Source organism: Weissella sp. ESL1156, from assembly GCF_058505625.1.
Genome location: NZ_CP196372.1, coordinates 288830 through 300748, shown reverse-complemented (window position 1 = coordinate 300748; position 11919 = coordinate 288830). Strand labels below are relative to the sequence as shown.

Below are 11919 nucleotides of genomic sequence, written 5' to 3'. Positions count from 1 at the left end.
TTTTTTAAAATATGCTATGATGGAATTAAATTTGTAAATGAATGTGTAATAGGTGAATACATGACTAACAATGATTTTCTTGCAAACATATCACAAGACTTTTATATCTCTCAATTAAGTCTTGCTGAAATATCTAAAAAATATGGGATTAGTCGCTATTTAGTAAACAAATCCTTAGATGATGCTCGAAATAGCGGTATTGTAAAAATTGAAATAACAACGCCTACAACTCGTAATATCGAGCTTGAGCGTGAAATTAAAAAACAATTTAATATTCCAAATGTTTATATCATCAGATCTTCTGATAATCCAAATGATACAATTCAAGATACGATTAATTTTGCGGCACAACATGTCCAGTCACTGATTCACAATAATGACATTATTGGTACAGCCTGGGGCGGCACAATATATCAAGTTATCTCAAAATTTCAGAGTAAAGTCTTAGAAAATGTTACATTTACGCAGTTTATGGGCGAGAATATGAAATATAACTCATCGGCTGGTACCATGAGGATGGTTGAACGTGCTGCTCATAAATTTTCAGCAAATTATTTAACAATGGTTGGTCCCCTTTATATTGTTAACGATGCTGTTCGCCATGGCTTAACAGAAGAAATTTCTGTTCGTTCAACTTTTGCTGCTTCAAGTCGTATGGATATGATTTTCACCGGATTGGGAACTTTAGCATCAATTAATTCTATTCCAGCTTGGCATCAGGGCATTAACGATATTTTCCCTGGTGTCGATGTTGATAGCATTGCTGGCATGTTGTATGGACGACCTTATGATATTAATGGTCGCTTTCTAAATTTGTCGGTTGATAAAACATTTGGCGTCGATTTAGATAGTGTCTTAGCAACCCCCCGACGTATTTGTATCGTAAAAAGTAAATTTAAGACAAATGCAACACTAGGTGCTTTACGTGGTGGCTTCATAACAGATTTAATCACAACAGAATCTGTTGCTAATCGTATTTTAACCGATCGTTAGTTCTAAAATAATCAGACAAAATCCCCCAAAAAGCGGATGACTTTTTTGGGGGATTTTGTCTGATTATTTTCACTACCATGCAGGGTATTCTGAATTGCCAAATAATTTTTTAATTTCTGTTTTGGTCTCTTTTGTCTGATATACCTTTACAATTTGTTTGTATATTTTCTTATTTGCTTCATTCTTTCGAGAAGCAATCAAGTTAATATAAGGGCTGACATTCTTTTTCAAATTTTGTGTTAATAATATGTTCTTATCATTCAAATTCGCGTCATGAGCAAAATTACCATTGATGACTGCAGCATCAGCGGTTTGTAAAGCAGAAACCGTTTGTCCTGCATCTACCTCTTTAATTTTCAGATGTTTAGGATTTGAAGTAATGTCCTTTGCAGTCGGATCAGTGACTTTTTTATTATATTTAATAAGCTTTGCTTGCACTAACACATCTAGTGCACGTGCTTCATTAGTCGCATCATTAGGCACTGCGATCGTACTGCCGTTCTTAAAATCACTAATTTTTTTCGTTTTTAACGAGTATAACCGCATGGGAACAATCACTGTTTTACCAATAGAGGTTAGTTTACTGCCCATTTTTTTATTTTGATCATCAAAAAAGATTTTTGTTTGAAAAGCATTTAAATCTAGGCTACCATCAACCAATGCTTGATTTGGTTTCACATAGTCATTAAATTCTTTTAATTTAATTTTAATACCATATTTTTTTTGTGCTCTTTGACCAATATTTTCCCATAGTTCACGAGAAGAATCACCAACAACCCCGACCGTTACTGTTTTATTAGTATCCGCACTGGCTATTTGCAAGGACAAACCTATGGTTGAAATTAAGACAGTTGCGCCAACTAACACACCAAATTTTACACTATTTTTCATTTACATTTTGCCTCCAATATCTTATTAACGAGTTAATCATTTAACATGTCATTAAAAATCCCGTTGTACTACAACAATGTAATACAACGGGACGATTGATTATCGTGTTACCACCCGAGTTCTGTCCATTAATTTGAACACTCCATTAAGTACCTATAAATATTTCATGATACCCTAGCGCAATAACGGGCGCACCCGAAAATAATTCATTAAAAATTCTTAATAACTCATTATTTTTACACTCCGAGGCCATATTCATCAACAAAATTGGTTGCTTTACACCAAACACAACTCTCTGAACAATCTAAGATTGATTACTCACCTCTTCCTTGTGCAATAAGTATATTTGGATTAAAATGAAAAGTCAATAAGTTTATTAGAAATATTTAATTTTATTGTCAACTAACACGACTCCTTAGTAATCTAAGATCTGTTTATTTTCAATATGAAAATGTTCATCAAAAGTATAAATGATTGGTGTTGCATTCGGTATTTTAATGGCATCTAACTGATCATCTGCAATCTTTTCAAGATATTTTACTAAAACTCGTAAACTACTGCCATGTGCAACAACCAACTGGTTTCTTCCTTGCTGCAATTTAGGCAGAATATCATTTTCCCAATACGGCATCAATCTTTCTAAAGTCATCTTTAGACTTTCTGTTCTTGGTATAGACACACCAATCCGATCGTAAACTAACTGATGATCGGATTCAACTAATTTAGGCGGAGTATCAATGAAACCGCGTCGCCACAATTCAACTTGTTTTTTACCAAATTTTTCACGTGCCTGATCTTTATTAAGCCCTGCTAATGCCCCATAATGCCGTTCATTTAATCGCCACGTTTTATATATTGGTATCCAATTTATTTGCAATTCATTACAGATGAGATACGCCGTTATAATTGTCCTTTTTAGAAATGATGTATGAACATCGTCAATATCTACTGCTTCATCTATTAATCGTCGTCCCGCATCTTTAGCTTGTAACCGTCCTTTTGTCGTTAACGGTGCATCAGTCCATCCCGTAAAAGTATTTTGCATGTTTGCTGTACTTTCACCATGACGCATTAATATTAATTTAACCATCCCTTACCTCCTGAACAATCATACACATTGTGCTATAAAAATAATACAAAATATTATTACTTCACACTTCGTGGTTATATTGCAATATTATAAACGGAATTGCCATTTTGTTAAATACGTCACAAATAGTTTTTAAAAATTTTGGTAAATCATTATATTTATCAAAATAGAAAAGATAGTTTGCTTTTTTTTTAAAAACACGTTCTTCATCATTTAGAACATGCCAACTTTGATAAACAGAATCGGCAACCCGAAACTCATTTGTCTTTAAATATTCTTTTGCCTTTAACACTAAGGGTGATGAATTTTGATCGTTTATAGCCATTAAATCAACCTAATGAGTCTTGACCATTAAATTGACGAACCGCCTGCAATAAATTGCCGGTATACGCCTGTATTTGATAAAAAACTGCAATATGTTGATTCATCTCAGCATTTAAATATTGCCAAGGGTGTTTAAAACTAGTCGTTCTTATTTGTACTAACTTTTCAGCTTTTAGCCCAGTTTCTTCGCTAATTTCGCGAATAATTGCGTCTTCTAATAATTCACCATCTTCCAAACTACCACCTGGCAAATCGTAACGATTAATATATGGTCCCCCATTTTTCTTAATAACAACCAATTGATCATTAATCGTGACAATGCCATAAACACCAAATGCACGATGCGTATGCGTTTTAGTCATATTTTTCCCCTTTTTATCATTGCTTTTAACATCATTCTAATCTAGTCATCCTCTTTTAAATGTTACGTTATCCCTCCTTATAAACCGTTTATTTTGTCACTATCACAATGTTTATCGCAGCATGCATTATAATATACTTCTTATACAAATTCTCAGCGTCGAGTCGGTAAAATTATTTACATATCAAAATTTTACAATAAATAGTAAACTAATCAATAATGACAAGGACGTCGCACATCATTCGGCATTGTTGAATAAAATAAAAATAGCAACGTTCTTCGTTCCGAAGACGTTGCTATTTAACTTAAACAATACTATTTTTAAATAAGTGTTCTTTAAACATTTTTGCAGTTAAACCATAAATCGCCATCGCAACAAATACCCAAAAAATCCCCAGTGCGACACCGCCAATTAAATCACTTAAATGATGTGCATTAAAGTATAAACGTGAAAATAAAATGCTAATCCAGATTAAAATAATGACCGTGCGTGTAATAATTCGTGACCATTGATTTCTCATCATTGGTACTAATACTAATAGAATCGATAATAGCAGTAAAGTACTAGCAACTGAATGACCACTTGGAAAAGAGAAACCATTGTCTATGGCCAGATGATGTACTGGTCGTGCGCGATGAATAGCAGATTTAACAACAATTCCTAGCATACCACCAGTACTAACGACTGCCAAAAGCCAGAATGCTAACAAGCGATAATTTTTTATAAATAATATGATTGCTATAAAAAAAGTTATGACGACTAATGGTTTTGCATCGGCGTAGCTCGCTAAAAATGTCATCACATCGTTAAAAATACCATGATGGTAATCCATCATTGGATACCCGAAGGCATTTTCAAAAAATGCTGTCACTTTATTATCGACAGTCAACAAATAACTATTATTTGTCGCTATTAATACCGATATTAGCCCGAAAACAACGAGAGCAATAATTGAAAAATATAAATAATCCCTTTTATAGTTGATTATTTTAGACATAAAAACAAACCTTTCATGATTGATTATTTATTACATTAAGCAAATAATACTTTAAACCTTACTTGATTGCAATGGGTCTCAAAAAAAGGAGACAAAATCATAACATTTTTTCTTTCTTTACGAAATGGTTAAGCGTATGATAAATGGTAAGAAATATTAAATTTAAATGAGATTGTCACTCATTGTTTTTAAATGAAAGTCGAAGGTATTATTATGAACATGACAAACAAAGAATTTGCTGAAGTACTCCATCAGGCATACACAACGAAACAACCATTATTACAAGAATCTTATGCCTCATTTCTTGATAATTCAGAAGATGCATATGCTGTTCAACATTATTTAACTGAACTCAAAGATGAAAAAGTTGGCGGATATAAAGTCTCATTGACAAGCAAAGAAACACAAGATATGTTTGATTCTGATTCCCCACTATACGGTGCGCAGATTACCAGTCATTTTTTACAGTCACCAGCTACATTATCGCCTGATCAATTATTAGCACCTTTGGCTGAAGTCGAACTGATGTTTACTGCAAAAGAACCATTAACTTCTGCAGATTCATTAGAGGACTTAATGGCAAAAACTTTAGTATCTCCCGCTATCGAGGTTCCCGACTCTCGTTTTTCTGATTGGTTCCCTAGCCTATCAAAATATCTTGTCATTGCTGATGCTGCTGTCGGTGGTTATATTGTCTATGGCAAACAAGTTGAGACGACCACACATTTCAAAACACCTGACGAGTTGGCACAAGTAACCACAAAATTATACCATGATGATAATTATTTGAAAGACGGGGCTGCAACCGAAGTATTAGGCAATCCTTTACTATCGTTACAATGGTTAGTAAAAAAATTAGAAACAAACGGCACAAAGTTAGAGGCAGGTCAACATGTTTCTAGTGGTACTTTCTTACTACCTGAACATCTAACGGCTGGTAAATGGCGTGCTTCATTTGACCACGATTTAGGAGATGTTTTCATTGATGTAAAATAAAATCATATATGAAAAGAGAGTGTGACAAAAGACGTTTTGAAGCTGATTGTAACAATGATTAGGTGATTTGGGTTCGCAGAACCGGAAGCACCTAATTGTTGTTACAGTAAGGCTTCAGTCTTTTGGAACACGTTTAAAGGCGCTAATCTACCAATCAAAATTGATAGATTAGCGCCTTTTTCAGCTGATCATAACGACTGATGTCTCAGTCCCTTTTCATATTATTCTATTTAGCAGTATTACTCAACATGACGCCAGTCCGGATCCATAATAATACGCGCAACAATTAATCCTAGTGGTAGAAATAGCACAATCAAGAGTGCTGCAATAAACCAATCTGCACCTGTTGAAATGTTGCCAACACCTAAATAATACATTGTCCGATACATGTATAGACCTGGTACCATAATCACAATGGCTGGCACCGTTAGTGAAATACGTGGGTATCCCATTCGTTTATGAAACAAAGATGCCAGTATTCCAGCCGTCAAAGCACCAATAAAAGCTGCTGCTGCAGCTGGTAAGGATGTTAGATCAACTAATTCTAACCGTAATGTATTCGCAATTGCACCAATAAATCCTGCTGTTGCTGCCATCTTAACCGGACTATTAAACATAATCGAAAAACCAAAAACACCACAAAAACTAGCAGGAATCCTCAATAAACATAGTAACCAAGGACTTAACCCTAATGGCAAAAAGCTATCTGGTTTCAAATCACTAGCCAAAGCAACTAGCCAGCCAACCAAAGTTGCAATCAAAATGATGGAAACTGCGTGAACAAGTCGTTCAATACCAGACCGCATATCTGACTTAGCAATATCAAGACCGCTTGTAATAAATGGAAATCCTGGAATAGCAAATAACATCGCACCAATATACCCTGCCTCATGTGCCACATTAATATTGAAAATTAATTCTAAACTTCGTGACAAGACAAGATATGTTAAACAAGCAACTGCCACACCTGTTGCTAAACCTGCAAAAATAGTCAAATGTTTGCCATTCATTTTCGCACGCGTGTAATTTCCTAATCCTGCACCAAAGAATGAACAAAACATTTCTACTGGTCCGCCACCAAGTAAAAACACGAAAGAACTGCACGCAAGAGCTGCAGCTAAGCCAAGTAATATTGGCGTATAATTGCCTCTTTTACCATTAATACGATCTAATAAACGATGGACATCTTTTACCTTTAAAAAAGCACCCTCATTTGTAAACATTGTCACAAATTGTTGCATATTTGTTAGTTTATCTGTATTAACACCTGTCGACTTTAAAGATAATGATTCTGTATAACTACTAGTCTCGTCAAAGCAAGTATACGAAATGGAAATTAATCCAATATCTGCAGAACAATAAACTTTTAAAATACGTGCCATTGTATTCATCGCCTCACGAACACGCCAAGCACCAGTACCACAAGATAACATAATTAATCCTACACGACCAACAATAATTGTTTTTTCTTTAAGGGATGCATTGACAACTAAAGTATTAGATTCTTTAATTGCAAGTTCATCCCATGGAATTAACATATGGTTCGTTGATAAACCATCATTTTTTTCTGCCATTTCCAAAACCTTCTTTGTTCAACTTTTCATTACTTTTTATTGTAACATAGGTAAAACAATTAATTGTTTTACTGCTTATCCTTAAATAATTGTATTTTCACCCATTGCATTTTATAAATGAAGCTTCTACAATAATGGTGAAGGATAAATTAGAATCCTGACAAAAAATAATTAGTTTAGGAGGAAGTTATTATGGCAAACGAGTTATCAAATCGTTTTAATGGTATGTTTCATGATTGGGATCATTTCTTTAATGATTTTAACCATTTGATGCCAGCATTTAATGCTGACAGTCAGCACTTAAAGAGTGACGTTGTAGATTTAAATGATCACTATGAAGTATCAGTTGACGTGCCTGGAGTTAATAAAGAAGATATTAATTTGGACTACCAAGGTGATACGTTAACGGTGTCTGCTACACAACACACTTCTAAAACTGACAAAGATTCTGAAGGAAATGTTTTGACCCATGAACGTGCTGAAGGTCGGATTCAACGTCGTTATTATTTACCTGGTGTTGATATCAGTAAAGTTAATGCAAAGCTGACTGATGGTGTCTTAAAGATTACATTACCAAAATCAGAATCAATCAACAATCAACAAATCACTATTGATTAATACCAATTAAAAGCAAAAGGACTGGCCATTAATATCGGTCAGTCCCTTTCTGTTTTATTGTCGTTGATTTAATTTTTTCAGTTGTTGTACATAATCATATTGTGCATTAATCCCAGCTAACAACGCATCATCGTGTGTATGAGCAACACCATCAAACAAAATTTCCTGATATAAATTGACATACGGTAATCCTGCTGCCTTAGCAATTGCCAATTCTTCTGATAAGTTATAAGCGACTTTTCTGAAATCAACTTGCGCCAAGCCAGCATCATCAATCTCAAGTATGGCATATTGTGCCCGTCGATCACGATTTAACTGACGATGTTTAAAAAATGGTTGCCCTACTGAACCTGGATTAATAATTAATTGATCTCGACTACTGTAACGTAACATTTGATGATGCACATGACCATAAATAGCCATATCAACATCATCACTTAAAAATAATTGATCAAAATGTGTGGTCGCTGCATCCGCTAACAATGCAGGACCCGAATTTAAATCATTTAAATTATGTGAAATGTTAATTGATAGCCCATTGACCGATTTTATTTGATGGATTGGAAAATGCTGCAATGCCTTTTGATACTCACCATCAAGATGATCAATGACATACTGGCCTAGCATACCAATATAAACATCTGACGGATCATCATAATGATTACCAACTGTCTGATTCTGAACATCTAAAAAGCAGTCATCCCAATTACCTCTAATATAAACAGATACTTTTATTTTCTCCAATAGTGCAAATAGTTCATTAGTTGCTGGCCCTGGCATGACCAAATCACCTAAAAACCAACAATCATTAATTTCTTGTGTCGCTAAATCTGCAATGACTGCTTTCAGTGCGGTGACATTTCCATGTATATCAGATAACAAAGCAATCCTTTTTTTCATCTAACTTCCCCCATCATTTTTCTTAAAAATTTCATGATTCCCTTGAAGTTTCTCCTCAACCACTCATGAAACAACTACAACCCCATATTAATGATAACTTCAAATGGTTATGATTGTACCGTTATTTGAAGTTATCCTGTCATTATTTAAAGATTAGCCATTTATTTAGTAACATGATGTAAAAAAAGCAATAACTGAACACTTACTCTGAACAGTTATTGCTTGGTTTTAAATCAACCGAATTAATTTAGAATCTAATACTCTGATGATTATTAATATTCTCCCCACCACTTCTTCATAGAAGTTTTACCAATTCCAGGGTTGAAACTATTTGTTGGGTCGTTCTTCTTATAATGCTTGACCAATGCTGGTGCAGCTTCATATAAGTGGCCAACGTTATGCTCAGCTGGATAAATTGCGCCACGTTCGTCAAAAATCTTTAGCATTTCTTGTTTCAACTCATGAGCATCAACACCTGGCTTTAAGATGTAATCCTGATGCATAACGTGATCTAAGAAGTGACCATAATAAACTTTGTATTGAATTTTATCGTCAATTTCCTTTGGCAATGTTTCAAACCAGTTATCATCATTACGACGCAAAGCAACATCAATTGGCAAAATATCAATTTTATCTTGCATTAATTCTTGGTAACGAATAACAACTGAAGCAGTAACATAACGATGCAATGATGCTTTATTTGTCTCATCAGCATTTGCTTCAAAGAACTCACCTTCTTCTTCTTTAAAGAATTCAGTCAGGTAAGCACGCGCCTCTGCGATACCGTCACCAGCCATCTTTAATTGTAGATAGTGTTGGAAACGTTTAGCATAGTCTTCCATACGCTTTGGTAATTGGTTTGGGAACAAGTGTCCTGCTTTTTGCAAGAAACGATCTGGGAAATAAGGCTTGAACGTTGGTACATGTCCCAACATACGTTCAGCAGTTGCTTTTAAACCAAATAAAGTTGGTAACATACTTGTACCTAACTTATCAATGACCATTAATGAGTCCTTACCGTATAACTTAGCTAACTCATAGGCATCCTTGTGCATGTATTCACCTGAAACAGGTAAGTTCTTAAATTCTGCTAGGATGTGACGACGCATTTTCTCTAAGACAGCAGGTGAATTCGTTCCAATATAGAACACTTGTGATTCACCCTCTGAAGGATACGTATCTAAGCGGACAGCAAATGTGGCAACTTTACCAGCTGCACCCGATGCTTCATACAATTCTTTAGGATCAGCATTATAACGCGTTGGCATATCAGAATCAACATCACGAACACGCTTCTCATAATCACGATTATGACCAACACGTTCGTCTGAATTGGGCACATTATTCAAATCAAAACGACGATTTGTTAAATTATCCAAAATTTCTTCTGGTGAATCACCAAGATCAATACCTAAATGATTTACCAAGTGTAATTCATTGTTTTCATCAATTCGAGCGTACAATGACAATTCTGTGTATGCAGGCCCACGTTGAATCAATGCACCACCTGAATTATTATTGATACCACCAATAACTGAAGCACCCAACGTTGATGAGCCAATCACTGAGTGTGGCTCTCGGTTCAATGGCTTTAATGACTTTTCCAAATTAAATAATGTCGTACCTGGGAAAGCAATCACTTGCTTACCTTGGTTAATTAATTGTAAGTCTTTAATACGACTACCCTTGACAATAACTGCATCACGATCATATCCTTCAGTCGGTGTAGATCCCTCTGTCAAACTGGTATTTGAAGCCTGCATGATGATAATAATATTATCTCTATGCAACACTTTCAAAACCTGCCACATTTCAACAAGAGTTCCTGGCATAACTACTGCCAAAGCCTCTCCATAACCTGAACGGTATCCTTTACGATAGCGTAATGATTTGGCTGCGTTAGTCACAATATGGTGACTACCAACAATGGCCGTTAAATCTTTTACCGTAGACATAAAATTAACCTACCTCCTATTTTTGTACAGTCTATACTTTAATATACCACTTTTTTGCCCTAAAAACGAAGATTTTGTGAATTTTAGTAACCTATAATCGTACTATTTTTCACAATTTAGGTCAATAAAATTATCATTATTATCTTAAATTCCCTGTTTTTTAGTTATTTGGCCAATAAAAAAATGTGCAATGTTATTCACATAGCACATTTTTTATTTTATATTTTAATGACATTGACCAAATCATTTGCGAGATATCCCTGGATATTTTCAACGACAATATCTAACAAGCGTTGTCGCGTTTCCAAAGGTGCCCATGCAATATGTGGGGTTAAATAGCAATGTTTTGCTGTTAACAATGGATTATCAGCATTGATTGGTTCTTGTGAAGCAACATCCAGAGCCGCATAAGCAATTTGATCATGGTTTAAAGCCATCGTTAGGTCATGCTCATTGATCAATTTTCCTCTTGCTGTATTGATCAATATTGCTGTTTTCTTCATCTTTGCAATCGTATCAGCATTAATGAATGCTGACATTTCTGGTGTATACGGTATATGTAAGCTGATAATATCGGCTTCAGCATATAGTGTCTCTAAATCTACTTGATGAATCGCATCATCAAAAACTGTCCGTGGGCGATGATTATAAAAAATGACATTCATATTAAACGCCAAGGCAATTTTTGCAACCGCTTGTGCAATTTTACCAAAACCAACAATACCCAACGTTTTATTTTTCAATTCCATTAATGGTGCATCCCAAAACGAAAAACGCCCTACCTTTTGCCATTCGCCCGCATGAACCAAATCGTCATGTTGCTTCACACGGCTAGTAACAGCCAATATCAATGCAAATGTAAACTGTGCAACTGCATCCGTCCCATAAGTTGGCACATTAGTAACTGTAATCCCTTTCGTTTGTGCATATTGCACATCAATATTGTCATAACCAGTTGCTGTTTCTGCAATCAATTTAAGCTTTGGTGATGCATCAATAACTGAATTGGTAATCGGTACCTTATTAACTAACACAATTTCTGCATCTGCTAGACGTGCACTAATTTCCTTTTGATCATCATACGGTGTTTCATCATAAACAACAACTTCACCAAATTGATCAAGAATATGCCAATCCAGATCCCCTGGGTTTAAAGCTTTCCCATCCAAAACAATAATTTTCATTATGATTCCCCCATATATCTAAAATACCTACAATA

At 35.0% G+C, this 11919-nt stretch carries 10 protein-coding genes, 1 pseudogene and 1 other annotated feature; of the genes and pseudogenes, 3 read left to right on the top strand and 8 right to left on the bottom strand.

The window, feature by feature from the left end:
- The first annotated feature begins 60 nt into the window (after window positions 1-60).
- Window positions 61-993 (top strand): sugar-binding transcriptional regulator, encoded by a 933-nt coding sequence (locus tag ACSKY2_RS01485; protein WP_489877853.1) that lies wholly within the window; start codon window positions 61-63, stop codon window positions 991-993.
- Between the two features lie 72 nt (window positions 994-1065).
- Here ACSKY2_RS01485 and ACSKY2_RS01480 read toward each other — a convergent pair whose 3' ends face one another.
- From ACSKY2_RS01480 to ACSKY2_RS01465, 4 genes and pseudogenes are all read right to left on the bottom strand, one after another.
- The gene (locus ACSKY2_RS01480; RefSeq protein ID WP_489877852.1) at window positions 1066-1884 is read right to left on the bottom strand and encodes a MetQ/NlpA family ABC transporter substrate-binding protein; all 819 of its coding nucleotides are present in this window, start codon (window positions 1882-1884) and stop codon (window positions 1066-1068) included.
- Between the two features lie 84 nt (window positions 1885-1968).
- Window positions 1969-2223, bottom strand: a binding site (T-box leader).
- 76 nt (window positions 2224-2299) lie between these two features.
- Complete coding sequence (locus ACSKY2_RS01475; protein ID WP_489877851.1) at window positions 2300-2974, bottom strand: 2,3-bisphosphoglycerate-dependent phosphoglycerate mutase; 675 nt, start codon at window positions 2972-2974, stop codon at window positions 2300-2302.
- Window positions 2975-3182: 208 nt separating this feature from the next.
- Window positions 3183-3660, bottom strand: a pseudogene (locus ACSKY2_RS01470) (NUDIX hydrolase); the annotation flags it as partial.
- Window positions 3661-3964: 304 nt separating this feature from the next.
- The gene (locus ACSKY2_RS01465) at window positions 3965-4657 is read right to left on the bottom strand and encodes a phosphatase PAP2 family protein (protein ID WP_491737199.1); all 693 of its coding nucleotides are present in this window, start codon (window positions 4655-4657) and stop codon (window positions 3965-3967) included.
- 219 nt (window positions 4658-4876) lie between these two features.
- On the opposite strand from ACSKY2_RS01465, the gene ACSKY2_RS01460 reads away from it, so the two are divergent.
- Window positions 4877-5653, top strand: a complete 777-nt coding sequence (locus ACSKY2_RS01460) for a 2-keto-4-pentenoate hydratase (RefSeq protein WP_489877849.1) — start codon at window positions 4877-4879, stop codon at window positions 5651-5653.
- Between the two features lie 239 nt (window positions 5654-5892).
- Here the strand turns inward: ACSKY2_RS01460 and ACSKY2_RS01455 are convergent, their stop codons facing one another.
- The gene (locus tag ACSKY2_RS01455) at window positions 5893-7227 is read right to left on the bottom strand and encodes a threonine/serine exporter family protein (protein ID WP_489877848.1); all 1335 of its coding nucleotides are present in this window, start codon (window positions 7225-7227) and stop codon (window positions 5893-5895) included.
- Between the two features lie 192 nt (window positions 7228-7419).
- Here ACSKY2_RS01455 and ACSKY2_RS01450 point away from each other — a divergent pair, with 192 nt between their 5' ends.
- Entirely contained in the window at window positions 7420-7845 is a 426-nt protein-coding gene (locus ACSKY2_RS01450; RefSeq protein WP_489877847.1) for an Hsp20/alpha crystallin family protein, read from the top strand.
- Between the two features lie 54 nt (window positions 7846-7899).
- Here ACSKY2_RS01450 and ACSKY2_RS01445 read toward each other — a convergent pair whose 3' ends face one another.
- The 3 genes from ACSKY2_RS01445 to ACSKY2_RS01435 form a co-directional block, all read right to left on the bottom strand.
- Window positions 7900-8745 carry a metallophosphoesterase family protein gene (locus tag ACSKY2_RS01445; RefSeq protein WP_489877846.1) on the bottom strand — a complete coding sequence of 282 codons (846 nt, stop codon included), beginning with the start codon at window positions 8743-8745 and terminating at the stop codon, window positions 7900-7902.
- A gap of 272 nt (window positions 8746-9017) precedes the next feature.
- On the bottom strand, window positions 9018-10700 hold the full coding sequence (gene dld / locus ACSKY2_RS01440) for a D-lactate dehydrogenase (protein ID WP_489877845.1): 1683 nt from the start codon (window positions 10698-10700) through the stop codon (window positions 9018-9020).
- 218 nt (window positions 10701-10918) lie between these two features.
- Entirely contained in the window at window positions 10919-11884 is a 966-nt protein-coding gene (locus ACSKY2_RS01435; protein WP_489877844.1) for a D-2-hydroxyacid dehydrogenase, read from the bottom strand.
- Between the last annotated feature and the right edge of the window lie 35 nt (window positions 11885-11919).